At 65.7% G+C, this 18950-nt stretch carries 20 protein-coding genes and 1 pseudogene; 13 read left to right on the top strand and 8 right to left on the bottom strand.

Going from position 1 to position 18950, the window contains the following annotated elements; translation table 11 throughout:
* Positions 1 to 11 precede the first annotated feature (11 nt).
* Complete coding sequence (locus KUV49_RS17225; RefSeq protein ID WP_222452212.1) at positions 12 to 875, top strand: branched-chain amino acid aminotransferase; 864 nt, start codon at positions 12 to 14, stop codon at positions 873 to 875.
* A 10-nt stretch (positions 876 to 885) separates the two neighbouring features.
* Here the strand turns inward: KUV49_RS17225 and KUV49_RS17220 are convergent, their stop codons facing one another.
* The gene (locus tag KUV49_RS17220; RefSeq protein WP_222452211.1) at positions 886 to 1350 is read right to left on the bottom strand and encodes a DUF411 domain-containing protein; all 465 of its coding nucleotides are present in this window, start codon (positions 1348 to 1350) and stop codon (positions 886 to 888) included.
* Between the two features lie 128 nt (positions 1351 to 1478).
* Between KUV49_RS17220 and KUV49_RS21570 the strand changes: the two are divergent.
* Positions 1479 to 1571 (top strand): annotated as a pseudogene (locus tag KUV49_RS21570) (branched chain amino acid aminotransferase); the annotation flags it as partial.
* On the opposite strand, the gene KUV49_RS17215 reads toward KUV49_RS21570, so the two are convergent.
* Positions 1528 to 2061 (bottom strand): DUF411 domain-containing protein, encoded by a 534-nt coding sequence (locus KUV49_RS17215; RefSeq protein ID WP_222452210.1) that lies wholly within the window; start codon positions 2059 to 2061, stop codon positions 1528 to 1530. The pseudogene KUV49_RS21570 and the gene KUV49_RS17215 sit on opposite strands and share 44 nt — an antisense overlap.
* Positions 2062 to 2270: 209 nt before the next feature.
* On the opposite strand from KUV49_RS17215, the gene KUV49_RS17210 reads away from it, so the two are divergent.
* Positions 2271 to 4298: an NADPH-dependent 2,4-dienoyl-CoA reductase gene (locus KUV49_RS17210; protein ID WP_222452209.1), complete on the top strand. Its 2028-nt coding sequence runs from the start codon at positions 2271 to 2273 to the stop codon at positions 4296 to 4298.
* Positions 4299 to 4336: 38 nt separating this feature from the next.
* Positions 4337 to 5272, top strand: coding sequence for a zinc transporter ZntB (locus KUV49_RS17205; protein WP_222452208.1), 936 nt, complete (start codon positions 4337 to 4339; stop codon positions 5270 to 5272).
* Between the two features lie 6 nt (positions 5273 to 5278).
* Here the strand turns inward: KUV49_RS17205 and KUV49_RS17200 are convergent, their stop codons facing one another.
* Positions 5279 to 5719, bottom strand: a complete 441-nt coding sequence (locus tag KUV49_RS17200) for a DUF4399 domain-containing protein (RefSeq protein WP_222452207.1) — start codon at positions 5717 to 5719, stop codon at positions 5279 to 5281.
* Positions 5720 to 5962: 243 nt separating this feature from the next.
* On the opposite strand from KUV49_RS17200, the gene KUV49_RS17195 reads away from it, so the two are divergent.
* A complete protein-coding gene (locus KUV49_RS17195) occupies positions 5963 to 6868 on the top strand; it encodes a LysR family transcriptional regulator (RefSeq protein WP_152493935.1) in 906 nt (301 codons plus the stop codon).
* Positions 6869 to 6931: 63 nt separating this feature from the next.
* On the opposite strand, the gene amrS is transcribed toward KUV49_RS17195, so the two are convergent.
* Complete coding sequence (amrS, locus tag KUV49_RS17190; protein WP_222452206.1) at positions 6932 to 7993, bottom strand: AmmeMemoRadiSam system radical SAM enzyme; 1062 nt, start codon at positions 7991 to 7993, stop codon at positions 6932 to 6934.
* 54 nt (positions 7994 to 8047) lie between these two features.
* Between amrS and amrB the strand changes: the two genes are divergently transcribed.
* Positions 8048 to 9430, top strand: a complete 1383-nt coding sequence (gene amrB, locus KUV49_RS17185; RefSeq protein ID WP_222452205.1) for an AmmeMemoRadiSam system protein B — start codon at positions 8048 to 8050, stop codon at positions 9428 to 9430.
* A 4-nt stretch (positions 9431 to 9434) separates the two neighbouring features.
* On the opposite strand, the gene KUV49_RS17180 is transcribed toward amrB, so the two are convergent.
* On the bottom strand, positions 9435 to 9833 hold the full coding sequence (locus KUV49_RS17180; protein ID WP_222452204.1) for a VOC family protein: 399 nt from the start codon (positions 9831 to 9833) through the stop codon (positions 9435 to 9437).
* A 79-nt stretch (positions 9834 to 9912) separates the two neighbouring features.
* On the opposite strand from KUV49_RS17180, the gene KUV49_RS17175 reads away from it, so the two are divergent.
* The gene (locus tag KUV49_RS17175; protein WP_222452203.1) at positions 9913 to 10701 is read left to right on the top strand and encodes a MaoC family dehydratase N-terminal domain-containing protein; all 789 of its coding nucleotides are present in this window, start codon (positions 9913 to 9915) and stop codon (positions 10699 to 10701) included.
* On the opposite strand, the gene KUV49_RS17170 is transcribed toward KUV49_RS17175, so the two are convergent.
* Complete coding sequence (locus KUV49_RS17170; RefSeq protein ID WP_222452202.1) at positions 10702 to 11745, bottom strand: NAD(P)/FAD-dependent oxidoreductase; 1044 nt, start codon at positions 11743 to 11745, stop codon at positions 10702 to 10704.
* Positions 11746 to 11806: 61 nt separating this feature from the next.
* On the opposite strand from KUV49_RS17170, the gene mnmD reads away from it, so the two are divergent.
* From mnmD to KUV49_RS17150, 4 genes are all read left to right on the top strand, one after another.
* A complete protein-coding gene (mnmD, locus tag KUV49_RS17165; RefSeq protein WP_222452201.1) occupies positions 11807 to 12475 on the top strand; it encodes a tRNA (5-methylaminomethyl-2-thiouridine)(34)-methyltransferase MnmD in 669 nt (222 codons plus the stop codon).
* 2 nt (positions 12476 to 12477) lie between these two features.
* Complete coding sequence (locus KUV49_RS17160) at positions 12478 to 13344, top strand: DMT family transporter (protein ID WP_222452200.1); 867 nt, start codon at positions 12478 to 12480, stop codon at positions 13342 to 13344.
* Between the two features lie 181 nt (positions 13345 to 13525).
* Positions 13526 to 13891, top strand: coding sequence for a hypothetical protein (locus KUV49_RS17155; protein ID WP_222452199.1), 366 nt, complete (start codon positions 13526 to 13528; stop codon positions 13889 to 13891).
* 132 nt (positions 13892 to 14023) lie between these two features.
* Entirely contained in the window at positions 14024 to 14494 is a 471-nt protein-coding gene (locus KUV49_RS17150) for a copper chaperone PCu(A)C (RefSeq protein WP_222452198.1), read from the top strand.
* Between the two features lie 51 nt (positions 14495 to 14545).
* Here KUV49_RS17150 and KUV49_RS17145 read toward each other — a convergent pair whose 3' ends face one another.
* Positions 14546 to 16537 (bottom strand): lytic transglycosylase domain-containing protein, encoded by a 1992-nt coding sequence (locus KUV49_RS17145; protein ID WP_261391559.1) that lies wholly within the window; start codon positions 16535 to 16537, stop codon positions 14546 to 14548.
* Positions 16538 to 16756: 219 nt separating this feature from the next.
* Between KUV49_RS17145 and dapA the strand changes: the two genes are divergently transcribed.
* Both dapA and KUV49_RS17135 read left to right on the top strand, forming a co-directional pair.
* Positions 16757 to 17632, top strand: a complete 876-nt coding sequence (gene dapA, locus KUV49_RS17140) for a 4-hydroxy-tetrahydrodipicolinate synthase (RefSeq protein WP_222452197.1) — start codon at positions 16757 to 16759, stop codon at positions 17630 to 17632.
* Positions 17633 to 17643: 11 nt separating this feature from the next.
* Complete coding sequence (locus KUV49_RS17135) at positions 17644 to 18129, top strand: flavodoxin family protein (RefSeq protein WP_222452196.1); 486 nt, start codon at positions 17644 to 17646, stop codon at positions 18127 to 18129.
* Positions 18130 to 18215: 86 nt separating this feature from the next.
* On the opposite strand, the gene KUV49_RS17130 is transcribed toward KUV49_RS17135, so the two are convergent.
* Positions 18216 to 18932 carry an NYN domain-containing protein gene (locus KUV49_RS17130; protein WP_152497241.1) on the bottom strand — a complete coding sequence of 239 codons (717 nt, stop codon included), beginning with the start codon at positions 18930 to 18932 and terminating at the stop codon, positions 18216 to 18218.
* Positions 18933 to 18950: the final 18 nt, after the last annotated feature.

The following is an 18950-nucleotide window of genomic DNA, read 5'->3' as shown; positions in this document are numbered from 1 at the left end:
GGGAGGCGACCATGGCCACAGGCAGCAACATCCGGACCTATTTCGACGGCACCTGGCACGAGGGCGACATCCCGGTGATGCGCGCCGCCGACCACGGCATGTGGCTGGGTTCCAACGTCTTCGACGGCGCCCGTTTCGCCCACGGCTTGACGCCCGACCTCGACCGGCATTGCGCCCGGGTGAACGCCTCGGCCGAGGCGCTGATGGTCACGCCGACCGTCACGGCCGAGGACATGGTCGAGATCGTCCACGAAGGGCTACAAGCCTACGCCCCCGATGCGGCCGTCTACATCCGCCCCATGTACTGGGCCATCGAGGGCGGCATGTCCGCCATCGTGCCCAAGGAAGGCGGCGCCACCGGCTTTGCCATCAGCCTGGAAGAAATCCCCATGGCGGCACCCGAGCATTCCGCCACGATAACCCGCACGCGGTTCCGCCGTCCGGTGCTGGAGGATGCGGTGGTCAACGCCAAGGCCGCCTGCCTTTACCCCAACAACGCCCGGATGCTGGCCGAGGCGAAGTCAAAAGGCTTCACCAACGCGCTGGTGGCCGACGCGCTTGGCAACGTGGCCGAAGCCGCCACCGCCAACGCCTTTGCCGTCAAGGATGGCGAGGTCTTCACGCCGGTCCCCAACGGCACCTTCCTGGCCGGGATCACCCGCGCGCGGCATATCGAGAACCTGCGCGCCGATGGGGTGACCGTGCATGAATGCGTCCTGTCCTTCGACGATTTCCACGACGCCGACGAGGTGTTCCTGTCCGGCAACATGATGAAGGTCACCCCGGTCACGGCGTTTGACGACACGCATTACCAGATCGGCCCGGTTACTCGCAGAGTGCGCGAGATGTACTGGGACTGGGCCGCCAGCGCCTGAGCCCGGTGGTTCAGGCCGCGTCGTAGCTGGAAAAGACCTCGGTGCCGCCGTCCCGCAGGATCAGGTGCACGTCATAAGCCTCGCGCCGGTCCTCCGGCCCCATGCCCGGCGAGCCATAGGGCATCCCCGGCACCGCAAGACCCACAGCGTCGGGGCGCTCGTCAATCAGACGGCGGATATCGGCGGGCGGCACATGACCTTCGATCATGTAGCCGTCGATTTTGGCCGTGTGGCACGAGATCATCTGCTGCGGAATGCCGTTGTCGATCTTGTAGCGCGACAGGATCGTGCCGAACGCATCCTCGCTGGTCACGGCAAAGCCGTCCTCCTGCAGGATCTCCATCCACGCGCCGCAGCAGCCGCAGTTGGGATCTTTCATCACATGAATGGCGGGACCGGATTGCGCCAGACCGGCAAGCGGGGCCGTGGCCACCAGACCGGCGGCACCGGCGAGAAAGTTGCGTCGGGTCGGCATCGGCAGTCTCCTTGCAGGCTGGGTTGGTTCGGAGTCTGGACAGGATCGCACGCCGTCGTCAACCATCCGCCCCCGCACCCGGCATCACAACCGGGTGACCCGTCCCGTCGCCTAACGCAGCGTCGGGCGTCACGCCGGTCACCGCGTGTGACAACACCGACTATTGGACCGGCCGGGTCACCCGCAGAGTGCGCGAGATGTACTGGGACTGGGCCGCCAGCGCCTGAGCCAAGCCGATCCGGCGTCGGCATAGCGCGCGAAAACCTTGGTGCTGCCATCCCGCAGGATCAGGTGTACGTCAAAGCCTTCGCGCGGCTTCTCCGGATCGCTTTCCGATAGGCAACATGACACGCCCGGGGTCGCGAGTCCCACGGCGATCGGGCGTTCCTCCAGCAGGCGCATGATGTCGGAAGTCGGCACAGGACCTTCGATCACGTATCCGTCAAACTTGGCCGTGTGACACGAGACCATCTGCTTCGGAATTCCGTTGTCGATCTTGTATCGTGACAGGAGCGTGCCGAAGGAGTCTTGGCTGGTCACCTGCAAACCCTCCTCTCTCAGGAACTCGATCCAAGCGTCGCAGCACCCACAAAACGGATCTCTCATCACATGCATGGTCTTGAAGAAAACATCGGCTCGGACACGTGCGGCCAGCGAGGCGGTACCCAATGCTCCGGCGGCACCGGCAAGAAACTTGCGACGAGATTGCATGGGGCTTTGTCCTGACAGCGTTCATCTTTGGTGCAGGGTCTGGACCGGATCGCGGCGCCCCGTCAACCGCCCATCCCCACAGAAAAGGTCCAATCGGTGACCCGCGCCACCCCATCCTAACGCAGCGTCGGGCGTGACAATCGCGGCTGACGTGACCATGGTGCGCGTCAACCTACGTTTTGATCCGAACGTTTCCCGGGAGGCCGCACATGACCCAATACCCGCACCTGCTCGCCCCGCTCGATCTGGGCCACGTCACGCTGAAGAACCGCGTGCTGATGGGCTCGATGCATACCGGGCTGGAAGAGACCAAGGACTGGAACCGCGTGGCCGAATTCTATGCCACGCGCGCCCGCGGCGGGGTCTCCCTCATGGTCACCGGGGGCATGGCCCCCAACCGCGAGGGCGGCGTCTTTCCCGGCGCCGCGGGCCTTTTCAACGACGAGGACATCGCCAACCACAAGGTGGTCACCGACCGGGTGCATGACGCGGGCGGCCTGATCGCCATGCAGATCCTGCATGCGGGCCGCTATGCCTATGGCCCCGAATGCGTCGCCCCCTCGCCCATCAAGTCCCCTATCTCGCCCTTCCCGCCCAAGGAGCTGGACGAGGATGGCATCGAGAAACAGATCGCCGATATCGTCACCGCCGCGGCCCGCGCGCGGGAGGCGGGGTATGACGGGGTCGAGATCATGGGGTCCGAGGGGTATTTCATCAACCAGTTCCTCGTGCGCCACACCAACAAGCGCGAGGACCGCTGGGGCGGCTCCTACGAGAACCGGATGCGTCTGCCGCTGGAGATCGTGCGCCGGGTGCGCGAGGCCGTCGGCCCCGATTTCATCCTGATCTACCGCCTGTCGATGATCGACCTCGTCCCCGAGGGTTCGACCTTCGACGAGGTGGTGCAACTGGCCAAGGAGGTCGAAAAGGCCGGGGCCAGCATCATCAACACCGGCATCGGCTGGCACGAGGCGCGCATTCCCACCATCGTCACCTCCGTGCCGCGCGCGGCGTTCACCTGGGTCACGAAAAAGCTGATGGGGCATGTGGGCATCCCGGTCATCACATCGAACCGGATCAACACGCCGCAGGTGGCCGAGGACGTGCTGGCCGAGGGCTGCGCCGACATGGTGTCGATGGCCCGTCCCTTCCTCGCGGATGCGGAGTTCGTCAAGAAGGCCATTGAGGGCCGCGCCGACACCATCGCGCCCTGCATCGCCTGCAACCAGGCCTGCCTCGACCATACCTTCTCGGGCAAGATTTCCACGTGCCTCGTGAACCCCCGCGCCTGCTACGAGACCGAGCTGCCGATAACGCCCACCGACACGCCCAGGACCGTGGCCGTGGTCGGTGCCGGTCCCGCGGGCCTTTCCACCGCGATCACGGCGGCGCAGCGCGGCCATGATGTGACGCTCTTCGACCGCGACGCCCAGATCGGCGGCCAGCTCAACATGGCCAAGCAGATCCCCGGCAAGGAGGAATTCTTCGGCCTGGTCGACTGGTACGGCACCATGCTGAAGGAAACCGGCGTCACGGTGAAACTGGGCCATGACGTACAGGCCGATGACCTCACCGGCTTTGACGAGGTGGTCATCGCCACCGGCGTGCTGCCCCGCGACCCCGAGATCGAAGGCCAGGACGGCGACAACACCCTCAGCTATATCGACGTGCTGAAGCACAAGAAGCCGGCGGGCAGCCGCGTGGCCATCATCGGCGCGGGCGGCATCGGCTTCGACGTGGCCGAGTTCCTCGTGCACGAGGGCGAAAGCCCGACCGAGAACCTGAAGGAATGGAAAGAGGAATGGGGCGTCGGCGACCCTGCGCAAACCCCCGGCGGCCTTGCCCCCGAAGGCCCGCAGCCCGACGCGCCCGCCCGCGCCGTCACGCTCCTGCAGCGCAAGTCCGAGCGTGTGGGCAAGCGGCTCGGCAAGACGACGGGCTGGATTCACCGCGCGTCGCTCCGCATGAAGGATGTCGAGATGGTCGGCGGGGTTACCTACGAGCGTATCGAACCTGCGGGCCTCGTGGTCTCCAACGGCGAAGGCCGCGAAGACCCGCGCACGCTCGAGGTGGACACCATCGTGCTCTGTGCCGGACAGGTCAGCGAACGCAGCCTTGCCGACGCGCTCGAGGCCAGGGGCATCGCCTGCCACGTCATCGGCGGTGCGGACGTCGCGGCAGAACTCGACGCCAAGCGCGCCATCGACCAGGGCACCCGGCTGGCGGCGACGCTATAGGCCTTGCCGCGGGTATTGCCCGGCCCTAGTTTCGCGCCATGCCCGTTTGCGCCTTCGATATCGCCCCTGATGGCACCGCCCGCCCGGCCTCCGAAAACGGCCCGGCCGAAGGCTATGCCTGGTGGCATTTCGACCTGAGCGATCCGGAGCTTCCCGGCTGGCTGGCAGCCCGCGTTCCTGCCATTCCCGCTGCCGCCCTGATGGCGCCGGAAACCCGTCCGCGCTGCGACCGCTACGGCGACGGTCTGATGCTGAACTTTCGCGGCGTGAACCTCAATGCCGACGGTCCCGCCGACCAGATGGTCGCGGTGCGCATGTGGGTGACGCAACGGCTGATCGTGACCGTGCGGATGCGCAAGATCTTCGCGCTCGACGCTATCCGGCAGGAGGCCGTGACAGGCACCGCCCCCGCAAGCCCCATCGCATTTGTCCACGATCTGGCCCAGCGCCTGATGACCCGGGTGCAGGACACGGTCTTCGACCTCAGCCACCGTGTCGACGACATGGAAGACAGCGTGCATGACGACGACGCGCCCCTGCCCGAGGACCTGGCAGAGGAACAGCGCATGGCGATCCGCCTGCGCCGCTATCTCGCGCCACAGCGCGACGCCCTGATTGCCCTTGTCGGCACCGACAGCGAACTTGTCACCTCGGATGCCCGCGCCCGCCTGCGCGAGCTTGGCAATCTTGCAAAACTGACCGTCGAGGAACTGGAGGCGATGGTGGGCCGCATGGATGCCGTGCAGGATCACCACGCCGCTCAGGCCGACCTCGTGCACAGTCGAAACGGCTATATCCTGTCGATCGTCGCGGCGGTCTTCCTGCCGCTGGGGTTCATCACCGGGCTGTTCGGCGTGAACGTGGCGGGGATGCCCGGCGTGGACACCCCCTGGGCCTTCGCCGCCCTCTGCATCGGGCTGGTGGTCCTGACCGTCGCGGCGATCTGGATCCTGCGAAAGCTGAAGTGGATCTGACCGAGGTTACTCGACCGTGATCGTGATCTGGTCCGACGTCACCGGCGGGTCGTGCGGTACGTGGTTCATGTCACCCAGCACCAGTTGCAGCGTGTGTTCGCCCGGCTCCAGGTCCAGCTCCACCTCGGTCTGACCGCCTCCGAAATGCATGTGGTTGTCATCAGACGGGATCGCGTTTTGCAGCTCCTCCTCGCCATCGGGGCCTTCGCCCAGCGGCGCGCGATCGATCAGGATGTGGTGATGTCCGGTATGCTCCTTTTCGGTGCCGGCCGGCGCCACGCCCATGCCGCTCAGGCCGAAGACGACCTTCACCGGCGCGGACACGGTGGCGCCGTCTTCAAGGTTGACGAAATAGACCTCTGCATCTTCGGGCGCAGCGGTCCGTTCGGCAAAGGCCATCGAGGCTGTCACCGCCAGAATGGCGAAGGATTTCGTAAGAAGTTTCATGCGAGCTCTCCCTGGTTCAGGTCCCGCAGATGCCGAGTCTCCAGCACGGCCCTGCGACGGTGCTGAAGATGGATCTCACGGGCCGCAAGACAAGGCCCCTGGCCCCGGTCGGCGGCATGAAAGCTGTTTCCGGGCCACGAACGATGCACCACAAAACCAAGATATTGTCTGGCTCGCGCCGCAGTTGTGCCTGAATTTACGGCGATAGCTTGACCCCAACAAGAAATGACGAGGGTATCGAGAATGGATCGCCTTACCGAAATGGAGGCCTTTGCGACCGTCGTGGACCAGGGTGGGTTCACGGACGCTGCCCGCAAAATGGGTATTTCCAAGTCCGCCGTCTCCAAGCACGTCTCGTCTCTCGAGGCCCGTCTGGGTGCGCGCCTGCTGAACCGGACCACCCGCCGAGTCAGCCCGACCGAGATCGGTCTGGCGTATTACGACCGTGCCCTGCGTGTCCTGAACGACGCGGGCGAGGCGGACGCGCTGGTCAGTTCCATGCAGTCCGATCCCTCGGGCCTTCTGCGCATTTCCGTGGCGACCGATTTCGGCGTGAACCACCTCAGCCCGATTCTCGGCCAGTTTCTCGACGACTTCCCGGACATCACGGTCAACATGGTGCTCAACAACCGCTACGTGGAGTTGATTTCCGAAGGTTTCGACATGGCGATCCGCATCGGCGAGCTCGAAGACAGCACGCTGCGCGCCCGCAAGCTGACCGAGACCACCAAGCGCATGATCGCCAGCCCCGCTTACCTGCAAAAATACGGTCAACCCGGCAAGATCGACGAACTCAACGAACACAAGCTCCTGCACTATTCCAGCCAGTCCAACGGGTCGGTCTGGAAGCTGACCGCTCCCTCGGGCGAAAAGCGCCAGGTGCGCACCGCCGGCGGTCTTTCGGTCAATGACGGCCAGTCGCTGCTCAATGCGGCCATTTCGGGCCTCGGCATCGCCTACCTGCCCAGTTTCCTTTACGCCAACGCGATGAAGGACGGAAAAGTGGTTGATGTCATCCCGGACCTGCCGATGGAAACCCAGGGCATCTACGCAGTCTATCCTCCGGGCCGTTTCACGCAGCCCAAGGTGCGCGCCTTCATCGACTTCCTTGTCCACGCCTTCGCCGAGAAGGGTCCGACGGACTGGTAAGATTTTCCTCCGCCTGTCAGGCCTGACCCCGGGTGGCGCGCCGCCCGGGGCCTTTTCGCGTTCTCACGCCATGCGCAATGGCCGCCGCTTGCGCCCCCAGTCGCCCGGCGGACCGTCGATCACACCGGGAAATGGCGTGCCGCAAGTGACGCACGCGCCGAAATCGTCCAGCTTCCACTCCGACAGCGCGTACCAGTCCCGCCCGATCACGCGATCCCCGCACCCGTCGCAGTAGCTCGACTGCCCGTCGGGATGATGCACGTTGCCGATATAGACATGCCGCAGCCCCGCCTGCTGCGCCACCTGACGCGCCCGCAGCAGCGTCTCCAGCGGCGTGCGCTCGTGCGACTGCATCCGGTGATCGGGATGAAAGGCGGTGAAATGCAGCGGCACATCGGGCCCGCAGGTCTCCATCACCCAGGCCGACAGCGCCTCCAGCTCCGCCGTGCTGTCATTCTCGCCCGGGATCAACAGCGTCGTCAGTTCGACCCAGCAATCGGTCTCGTTCACGGCGTAGGCGATCGTCTCCAGCACCGGCTCGATCTCCGATCCGGTCAGCTTGCGGTAAAACCCTTCGGTAAAGCCTTTCAGGTCGATATTCGCCGCATCCATCGCACCAAAGAATTCTGCCCGTGGCGCGTCGCAGATATACCCCGCCGTCACCGCCACGCTTTTCACGCCGGCCTCGCGGCAGGCGGCGGCGGTGTCCAGCGCATATTCGTGAAAGATCACCGGGTCATTGTAGGTAAACGCCACCGACGCACAGCCCTCTGCCCGCGCCACGCAGGCGATCTTTTCGGGCGACGCCGCATGCGCCAGGCTGTCGACCTCGCGACTTTTCGATATCTCGTGGTTCTGGCAGAACTTGCACGCCAGGTTGCACCCTGCCGTGCCGAAGCTCAGCACCGGCGTACCGGGCAGGAAGTGATTCAGTGGCTTCTTCTCGATCGGGTCGATGCAGAACCCGGTCGAGCGCCCGTAGGTGTCCAGCACCATCCGGTCGCCCTGCCGCATACGAACGAAACACATGCCGCGCTGCCCGTCCCGCAATGTGCAGAAGCGCGGGCACAGGGTGCAGCGCAGCCTGCCGTCAGTCTCGGCTTCCCAGAATCGCGCGGCGTGCATCGCGGGCGAATTTCCTCCATGATCCTGTCACCACGTTATGCGATTGACCCGACCATGGATAGTGAACCCGATCCCCTGATGCGCCAGCCCGCCGTCGCCGGAACCTTCTACCCGGCCGAGCCCGATGCTCTCTGGTCCGAGGCCGAAAGCTGCATCACCCGCGGCACCAGCGGCTGGCGGCCCGAGGGCTCGGTGCCCCGCGCAATTATCTCGCCACACGCGGGCTATCGCTTTTCCGGCTGGCTGACCGGCGCGGCGTGGCGGGCTACCGCCCGAGGACAGCCCTCGACCATCGTCATCCTGTCGCCCTCTCATGCGCATTCGTTCGACGGCATCGCCCTGCCCTCGCAAAAGGGCTACGCCATGCCCGGTTTCGACGTGATGATCGACCGATCCGTCACCAACAGCCTCGTTCAGGCAGGGCTGGCCCATGTCGAGGACGCTGCCCATGACCGCGAGCACGGAATCGAGACGCAGCTTGCCTTCCTGCACCGCCTGCATCCCCGCGCCAGGGTGGTGCCGCTCGTCATCGGCAACGCGACACAGGATCAGGTGGCGGCGGCCATTGACCACCTCGCCGCTCAAGGCCAGCCGCTCTTCGTCCTGTCCAGCGACCTCAGCCATTTCCTGACCCGCGACGCGGCGGATGCCAAGGATGCCGAGACGGCCAAGCTGCTGGAAACGTCCAGGGGCACGATCCTCACCCCCCGCCACGCCTGCGGTGCCGCCGCCATCACGGGGTTTCTCGCCTCGGCCACGGGCGCGGGCCTGCGCGTTTCCCGGCTGGCCATGGCGTCCAGCGCCGATGTCACCGGCGACACGTCGCGCACCGTGGGCTACGGCGCCTGGGCGCTCTTCGACACCACCGACGAAATCATCATCCCGCGCCACCGAGAGATGCTGCTGAAGGCCGCGCGGCAAACGCTCGAGTCCTTCACCAGGCGCGGCAAGCCGCCCAATCTCGATGAAACCAGCTTTCCACAGGCCCTGCGCGGGCACGCCGCCAGCTTCATCACACTGCAAAAGAACGGCCGCCTGCGCGGCTGCATCGGCTCGCTTGCCGCGCATCAACCGCTGGTCCGCGACGTCTCCGAGAACACGGTCAAAGCCGCCTCCGACGATCCGCGCTTCAAGCCCCTGAGCGCCGACGAGGTCCCCGGTCTGCGCCTCAAGATCGCCGTCCTGTCGCCCTCCGCGCCGATGACCTTCGCGAATCAGGCTGACCTTTTGTCACAATTGACACCCCACCGTGACGGCATGATCCTGCGCGACGGGGGCAAGCGCGGCGTCTTCCTGCCGATGGTGTGGGAAAGCCTGCCAGACCCGGCCGAGTTCCTGACCGCGCTGAAGGTCAAGGCCGGCCTGCCCGGGGATTACTGGAGCGGCACTCTGGAAATTCACCGCTTCTGCGCCGAAAGCTTCGCCGAACCGGACTAGGCACTCAACCGGCGTTGGAAATCTCGATCAGGTTGCCATCCGGATCGCGTATGTAGATCGAGGTCAGCGGCCCCGTCGCCCCGGTGCGCGGCAGCGGTCCTTCCTCGACCGTCACACCGTATTCGGCCAGGTGCGCCTGCCAGTCGGCCAAGGGCACGTCACTCAGGAAACAAAGGTCCGCTGTCCCGGGGCGGGGATGCGCCGCCTTCGGCTCGAATTCCGCGCCCGCCTTGTGCAGGTTGATCTTCTGTGCCCCGAATTTCAGCGCCCACCGTCGGGTGCCGTCAGCAGGGGTGAACGCCTCGGCCGTCATTGCCAGGACATCCGTGTAAAAGGTCACCGTCGCATCGACATCCGCCACGGTCAGCACCAGGTGATCCAGCGATGTCAGGCGGGTCGGCATGAGCACGTTTTCTTCGCTAGCATTGTCATCTCGCGTATCAGCGTCATAGACATACGCCGAAACCCGAGAGCAGTCCAAGATGACAGACACCACCCAGACCCTTCACGATTCCATCGACCCGGCCCGCGCCCGCGCGCTCCAGGCAACGCTCGGCCAGACCCCGACCGTGCAAGCTGGAGACGCCCTTCCGCCTTTCTTTCACCAGATCTATTTCTGGGACCCGCAGGTGCCCGCCGACCTGGGCCGTGACGGACATCCGAAACTGGGCGGGGTCATTCCGGACATGGGCCTGCCCCGGCGCATGTGGGCAGGCGGGCAGCTGGAATTCCAAGCCCCCTTCCGCGCGGGCCAGCCCGCCACGCGCCGCACCACCCGCGAAAAGGCTGAGCACAAGCAGGGCCGTAGCGGCCCGCTGGCCTTCGTCACACTGCGCCACGAAATCTGGCAAGACGACACCTGTTGCATCGCCGAGCATCAGGATCTCGTCTATCGCGAGGACGATGGCGGCCGGAAACCTGAACCGCCCCGTGCCCACGACGGCGCGGTGAAAACCCACACGGTCAGTTTCGACAGCACGCTCCTCTTCCGCTACTCCGCGCTCACCTTCAACGGCCATCGCATCCATTACGACGAGGCGTATGCGCGCGAGGTCGAAGGCTATGACGGCCTCGTCGTCCACGGCCCCCTGCTGGCGCATCACCTGATGCAAATGGCCGATGCCGAGCTGGGCGGGCTGAAACGTTTCAGCTTCCGCGCGACCAGTCCCCTGATGCATCACGAGGACGCGACGATCTGCTGGACCGAGAACGGCACCTGCTGGGTGCGCGGCCCCGACGGGCGGCAATGCATGTCCGCGCAGGCAGGTTGATCAGCCGGTTTTCGGCAAAGACGCCTCGGGCCTGAACGCCGCCGGGATCTCGTCCCGCCCGTCCAGCACAAGGTCGGCCATCACCTGCGCCACTTTCGGCGCCATGCCGAACCCAATCTTGAAGCCGCCATTGGCGATGAACTGGTCAGGGTAAAGCGGATGCACGCCCAGCATCGGCGCCCGCGACCGCGCCCGGGGCCGCACCCCGGCCCACCGTTCGATCACCTTCGCGTCTCGCAACGCCGGCACCGCAATGCGCGCGCGGTCCAGAACCTCGTCCAGTTGCGCATCCGTTTCCGTCGCGCTGTCATACTCCCGCTCCGAGGTTGACCCGACAGCCGTCGTCCCGTTGCGATGAAAGATCACGTGCAGCGCGTCGGCAAAGACCTGTGGCGCGTCCGGCGCCGCGAAATCCAACAACGCGCCCTGTCCCTTGACGCCGTTGCCCACCGGCGCCGCGAGCCTTTCCGACAATTCGGTCAACCCCGCGACCCCCGTCGCATGAACCACGCGGCCCTGCGGCTTGCCCTCGGCCACGATCTCTCCGCCACGGGTCACGATGGCCGCCGCCAGCGCCTTGGCGCCTTCGCGTGGATGCAACCGCGCCGACAGCGTATCGAGGATCAAGAGCCCCGTGGGCGTGACCGGCGCATGGGCCACAGCCTCCGCCTCGACCACCTTCCACGTCGCGGCCTCGCCCCACAGCTCGCGCGCGGTGACCTCCCGCTGCCGCGCCAGCGCAAGGCCGGCCTCGTCCGCCACCGGCTGCACCCGGCCCGTCCGCGCATAACCCGGCGGCAGGCCAGAGACCTCCGCCACCTCGGCCCAGAACGCCTCTGCCAACAGCAGGCTCTCCAGCTGGAACGCCTTCTTCTCATTCCAGTTCTCGGGCACGTGCGGTGCCAACGCGCCCACCACGCCGCCCGACGCCCCCGCGCCCACACCGCCCGGGTCGATCACCCGCACTGACGCCCCCCGCGACTGGCACGCGAAGGCGATGGAAAGGCCGAAGATTCCGGCACCGTAGATGGTGACGTCTGCCATTGTCATTTCCCCTGCCCGGCGGCATGGTCGCCGGGATTTTCCCTGACTACCGGAAGGCGCGATGCAGGACCAGCAGGCAGAACTGGAATGGCGCGAGGGCGACGTGCCCGTCTCCACCCGGTTCGACGACCCGTATTTCAGCCTGGAAAACGGCCTGGCGGAAACGCGCCACGTCTTTCTGGGTGGCAACGATCTGCCGGCCCGGTTCCGCGAAGGGTTTCACGTGGCCGAACTCGGCTTCGGCACCGGGCTGAACTTCCTGACCGCGCTCCAGGCATGGCGCGCTGCGGGGGTGCCGGGCACGCTGCATTTCACCAGCTTCGAGGCGTTCCCGATGGAGCCTGCCCAGATCGCGCGCGCGCTTTCGGTTTTTTCCGACCTGCCGATCGAGGCGCTCGAACTGGAGCGCGGCGGACCCTTCGGCCACCCCCTGGCCGGCCCCGATTTCCGGCTCCGGATCATCGAGGGCGACGCCCGCGCCACCCTGCCCGGCTGGGACGGGGCGGCCGACGCCTGGTTCCTTGACGGCTTTTCCCCCGCCAAGAACCCGGAACTGTGGGAAGAAGCCCTGATGCGCCACGTGGGCCAGCACACTGCACCGGGCGGCACCGCGGCCACCTATACCGCGGCGGGCTTCGTCCGTCGCGGATTGCAGGCGGCGGGGTTTGAAGTCGACCGCGTTCCGGGATACGGGCGAAAGCGTCACATGACCCGCGCAAGAAAGACCTGACAATGGCAGAGCAGAACACCCGCCTCGGCATCCTGATGATGGTGACGACGACCTTCATCTTTGCGGTGCAGGACGGCATCTCGCAATATCTCGCGCGGGAATACAACGTGCTGATGATCGTGATGATCCGCTACTGGTTCTTCGCGGCCTTCGTGATGACCGTGGCCAGCCGCACCGCCGGCGGCCTGCGCGCCGCCGCCCGCACCGATCAGTCTTTGGTGCAAGGGTTCCGCGCTGTCCTGCTGGTGGCCGAGATCTGCGTGATGATCTTCGGCTTCACCTTGCTGGGCCTCGTCGAAAGCCACGCCGTCTTCGCCTGCTACCCCCTGCTGATCGCCGCCCTCTCCGGCCCGGTGCTGGGCGAAAGCGTCGGCTGGCGCCGCTGGGCGGCCATCGGGGTGGGGTTCGTCGGCGTCATCATCATCCTGCAACCCGGCTTCGGCGTGTTCCAGCCCGAGGCCATCGTGCCGCTGATCGCCGCGCTGATGTTCGCACTCTACGGCCTGCTGACGCGCTACGTCGGCCGCCGCGACAGCGCCGCGACCAGCTTCTTCTGGACCGGCACCGTGGGCTCGGTCGCCATGACCGCCGTCGGCCTGTGGTTCTGGGAGCCGATGTCGGCCTATAACTGGCTCTGGATGGCCGCGCTTTGCGTCACCGGCGCGGCCGGGCACTACACGCTCATCAAGTGCTACGAGGTCGCCGAGGCCAGTGCGGTGCAGCCCTTCGCCTACCTGCAACTGGTCTTCGCCAGCACCATCGGCATCCTATTCTTTTCAGAGACGATCCGCACCAACGTGGCCTTTGGCGCGGGGCTGATCGTGGCCGCCGGGCTGTTCACCCTCTGGCGCCAGCGGCTGCGCGGCTAAGGTATTTCCGGGACATCTTGGATCGCTCTTCACTGCCTCTTGGACCGCAAAAAAGATGCATGTTTCAAACTGACCCGGAAACGCTCCAGTGCGGCATTTTACCGGGCTTTCCCGCAGCAGGCCGACGATGTATCAAACGTCTGAAAGACGAGAGGTCTCATCCATGCGCTCGGCGCGACACATGACAGCGATCTGCAAGGCGGCATTCACGCTGGTCTTGGCGCTGTTCATCGCGATCCGCGTCGTGGCCCAGCCCACGATCCTCGCTGCGCCGGAACCGGGGGTGATGGCGCTCTGCTCTGGCGGGCAGATCGTCTATGTCTCGATGGAAACCGGCCTGCCGGTGGAGAACGACGGCGAAACCGGCCTGCTGGCCGATCCCTGCCCGTTCTTCGGCGTGACGGCCTTCGACCTGACCGTGGACCAGCCCCTGCCGACACCGCTTCAGGTGCCATCCGCGCTCGCCCTCGCGCAGACCGGCGCGTCTCAGCCCGTGCCCGGCGCTCCGGTTCAGAACGCCGCCCGCGCCCCGCCCCTGCGGACCTGATCCCGCGCGGGCATACCGCCCGCATTCCACTTCCCAAGAACATCGACGCAGGCGGGCCTCTGCCCGGCGCGGTCCCATAGCAAATCCGGCACCGGGCCTGTCGCCCGCGTCGCCATCGTACAGGAGACTGACATGAAAACCTTTCTTACCCTCGCATCCGCCCTCATCCTTTCGGCCGGCATCGCCACCGCGCATGACTACACCGTGGGCGATCTGGAAATCATGCACCCCATGGCATTCGAGACCCCCAAGATGGCCAAGGCCGGCGCGGGGTTCCTGATGATCACCAATACCGGCAACACCGACGACGTGCTGCTCGAGGTGCGCGCCGATTTCCCCAAGGTCGAGATCCACACGACCGAGGAAACCGACGGCGTCGCCAAGATGATGCATGTCGAAACGCTGCCCATCCCGGCCGGCGAGTCGGTCAAGCTGGCACCGGGCGGCTATCACGTGATGTTCATGGGCCTCTCGTCGCAGCTTGAGGAAGGCCAGAAAATTCCCGCCACGCTGGTGTTCGAGAACGCGGGCGAGATCGAGGTCACGTTCAACGTGGAAACCCGCCCCGAAGACGGCGAAAGCATGGATCATTCCAACCACTGACCGTTGCGGCACGCCGTGCGGTCGGCTGTCCGCCCGCACGTCATCGTCGGGTCAATCCACGGTCGGCTTCAACGTGCTCCCGACAAGTTCCTGCGAAAACGGCACCGGGTGCGGCTCCTTGCCCAGCCGCGCCCGGTAGACCGGCAGGCTCTCGGCCACGCGCATCACGTAATTCCGCGTCTCGTTGAAGGGGATATGCTCGATCCAGTCGATGATGTCCCCGCCCTCCTGGCGCGGGTCGCCGAACCGCGTCATCCAGCTCGGTGGCCGTGCAGGCCCTGCGTTGTAGGCCGCCGACATCATGATGACGTTGCCATCGAACTGTGCCGCCATCTGCGCCAGGTAGGCAGACCCAAGGCGCGCATTGTAGGCCCAGTCGTCGAACACCCTGGACCGTGTGTGTTCGGTTTCGCCCAATCGTCTCGCCACCTCTGCCGCCGTTCCGGGCATCAGCTGCATCAGCCCCATCGCACCCGCGCCGCTGGCGACGTTCTGGTCGAACTCGCTTTCGCGCCGGGCGATCGCAAGCGCCAGTTCCATCGGGACCGGCAGGTCGAGCTCGTGCATCGGGTGCAACGGATAATAGGGGGCGGGCAGCGTGATTCCCCGTTGCGCCGCCGCCTTGCCCACCATCACCTGCAGGTGCGGCGAGCCCAGATCGTGCATCGCCTGTCCCAGCTGTCTCAGAGGCTCCAGGTCAAGTGTGCCCGCCAGATGCTTGAAGAACTGCTCGGCCAGCGAGACCCGCCCATTTGCCAGCGCCAGAACCCCGGCCTGGAACACTTCGCCCCGCGCGAATTCCGCTTCGCGCCAGTCGGGAAAGCTCTGACGCCCCATAAGCGCCCGGTCGAACGGAAAGCCGCCCCGCTCGGCGGCCAGCAGCCCGTAAAAGCTGGTCTGGTGCAGCGCCCCGAACTCGTAGGCGATCTCGGCCGCGGCCTCGTTGCCAGCGGCCTCCTGGGCGCGGCCCAGCCAGTACCCGGCCCGGCCCAACGAGATCGGCGTCTCGACCGCATCCATGAACCGCTCGAAGTGGAATACCGCAAGCTCGGGATCGTTGAGGTCCGTCAGCGCGATGAAGCCCGCCAGCCACTCGAGGTCCGCGAAATGCGACCCTTCGACCAGACCATGCACCGACGCCAGGTCATAGGCCGTACGCGCGGCACCGTCGCGCATCCTGTCCCGGGCCAGTTCCCGCCGCCAGCCCGCCCAACGCTCGGCATCCCCCAGCCCGTTTCCTTCCAGACGGCTTTGGCGAAGGATCAGCTTGATCGCGTCATCGGCCCGGTTCTTGCGAATGTGGCGGTTGAACAGGGCGTAGGCGATGTGCGGGTCCGAGCGGGCCGCCTCGGGCAACAGGTCAAGTCGCTTGTCGGCACCGTCGGCATCGGCCTCGATCATCAACCGGGTCTGGGCGATATCGCGCGTGGCCTCGTCGACCAGCGGCAGCATCTGCTGCACGTCCCGCAGGCCCCGCCACAGGGCCATGTCCAGCCGCGCCGCGTGATGCGGCTCCAACAGTTCCGGTCGCGCCCGGATGAAGGCGTCATGCTCGGCCGTCGACAAATCCAGCGTCCGCCATGCCAGCACCATCGCGACCTCTGCATCGCCCGGCCGGTCGGCCTCCTGCAGCGCACGCGCATAGGACAGCGTGCCCAGGCCCGATTGCGGCACCCGGTCCTCGTAAAAGGCAATGATCTCATCGGGGTCGGCGCCGATCATCGCGCCCTCTGCCTGCTTGTGCAGGTAATCCAGCCCCGGCCAGTCCGGGTGGTCGGCAAGAAAGGTCAGGATGTCGGCGGGCGTGCCTTTGCCCGCCCGCAGCCGGTGCCATTCGATCAATGTCACCGCCCCGGGGCCCGCCCGCTCGGCCAGATGCATCGCGGTGGTCCAGCGCCCCGCCAGCATCGCATCGAAGGCGCTCGACAAGGGGCGCGGCGGGACACGCGGCGCCGGCGCCACCATGACGGTCTCTTCCGCGCCCTGGCCGCCCCCGGCGTCCGAGGACGCAGTCGCCTCGCTCACGGCTTCAGTCTGGGCCATGGCAAACCATGGCCAGGAGAGGGCCATCAAGGCCACGACAAGTCTTTGCACGCTGAACATCACTTGCATTTTCCCGGGCCAGCGACGATAGACACAGCCAGCCTAGTTTCAAGGGGACGGATCGTCCATTCACAAGCTGGGCAACGCCGCGGCACGATTGCGTGTTCCACCGCGGTCATCCACCAGCCCTTGGGGCTAAGACATAAAGAGGAGCGTATCATGTTCAAAGGATCATTTCCTGCCCTGGTCACGCCGTTCAAGAACGGCGAGCTGGATCTCGATACGCTCAAGAAGCTTGTGGAATGGCATATCGCCGAAGGCAGCCACGGCCTTGTGCCCGTCGGCACCACCGGCGAAAGCCCCACGCTCAGCCATACCGAGCATGAAACCGTCGTGTCCGAAGTGGTGCGCGCCGTCAACGGCCGCATTCCGGTGATCGCGGGTGCTGGCAGCAACAACACGCTCGAATCGATCCGCTTCATCCAGCACGCCGAAGAGGTGGGCGCGGATGCGGCCCTGGTGGTGACGCCCTATTACAACAAACCCACCCAGCGTGGCCTGATCGCGCATTTCACCGCGCTGCACGATTGCTGCAACCTGCCGATCATCATCTACAACATTCCCGGGCGGTCCATGGTGGACATGCTGCCCGAAACGATGGGCGAACTGGCCAAACTACCGCGCATCGTGGGTGTCAAGGACGCCACCGGCGACCTGGCCCGCGTCAGCCACCAGCGTATGACCTGCGGCAAGGATTTCTGCCAGATCTCGGGCGAGGACGCGACCGCGCACGGCTTCAACGCCCAGGGCGGCGTCGGCGTGATCACCGTCACCGGCAACGTCGCCCCCCGCATGGTGGCCGAGGTCCAGAACGCCACGCTCGCCGGCGACTATGCCAAGGCGCTGGAAATCCAGGACCGGCTGATGCCGCTGCACAAGGCGATCTTCACCGAGCCGGGCCTCGTGGGCGCGAAATACGCCCTGTCGCGGCTGGGTCTGTGCAGCGACGAGGTGCGCTCGCCCCTGACCGACCTCAGCGACGAGACCAAGGCCCTGGTCGATCACGGCTTGCGCCATGCCGGGCTGATGAACTAGGCCTCGGGCCTATGGCCGAACTTCTGATCGTCTATCACTCCAAGACCGGCGGCAGCCGCCAAATGGCGGAGGCCGCCGCCGACGCCGCGCGGGACGAGACGACCACGACGCTTCAGACTGCCGAAGAGACCGGGCCGGACGATCTGCTGCGCGCCGATGGCTATATCTTCTGCGCGCCGGAAAACCTGGCCGCCATCGCCGGTATGATGAAGGACTTCTTCGACCGCTGCTATTACCCCGTTCTTGGCCGGATCGAGGGGCGCCCCTATGCCCAGATGGTCTGTGCCGGGTCTGACGGCACCAACGCCCAGAAACAGATCGCCCGCATCGCCCAGGGCTGGCGGCTGAAGGCGGTGCAGGAGCCCTTCATCATCTGCACCCACGCCCAGACGCAGGAACAGATCCTGGCCGAAAAACACCTGTCGGAAGAGGACATTGCGCCCTGCCGCGAACTGGGGCAAGCCCTTGGCGCCGGTCTGGAGATGGGCGCGTTCTAGAGCGCTTCCGGGAAACCTCGAATCGCTATTCGCTGACTTTTCAAACGCAAGAAGCGATGCATGTTTCGGACTGACCCGGAAACGCCTTAGTCGACCCGGCGCACCAGCATCTGGTTGCCCGGCCCTGACTTGGTTTCGAACACCTTCAGCTTGCCCACGAGATCGCTCAGCTTCTTCTCGCCATAGGTCCGCGTGTCGAAATCCGGCTTGTCCGCCTGGATCTGCTGACCGATCCGGCCCAGAGGATACCACTCGCCTTCCTGGTCGATCTTTTCCATCGCGTCGAAAATGAGGTTTCGGGCATTGGACGCAGATTTCGAATCGAGCCCCGCCTTGGCCTTCGTGCGCCCGGACGGCCCGGTGTCCTGATAGATGTTCTCGATCGCCACGAAGCGATTGCAGGCGTTCTTCAGCGCATCGGGTGCCTTGGCCTCGCCGATGCCGATCACCGTCAGGCCCTGTTCGCGGATGCGGCTGGCCAGCCGGGTGAAATCGCTGTCCGACGACACCAGCACGAAGCCGTCGAAATGTCCGGCGTGCAGGATGTCCATCGCGTCGATCACCAGCCCGATATCCGACGCGTTCTTGCCCTTGGTATTCGCCGTCTGCTGGTGCTGCACCAGCCCGAGGTTCTGCGCCGTCTTGGTCCATCCGCTCAACTGCTGGCTGGACCAGTCGCCATAGACCCGCCGCAGCCCCGGCTCGCCATAGCTGGTGACTTCCTTCAGAATGGCATCGGCATATTTCGACGGCACGTTGTCGGCGTCGATCAGGACGGCAAGCAGGTTGGAACGGTCGGGCATGGCAACTCCTTTTCAGGG

This window comes from Roseovarius atlanticus (assembly GCF_019802205.1).
Lineage (GTDB): Bacteria > Pseudomonadota > Alphaproteobacteria > Rhodobacterales > Rhodobacteraceae > Roseovarius > Roseovarius atlanticus_A.
The sequence above is the reverse complement of the archived record's forward strand: the minus strand, read 5'-3'. Positions and strand labels throughout refer to the sequence as shown.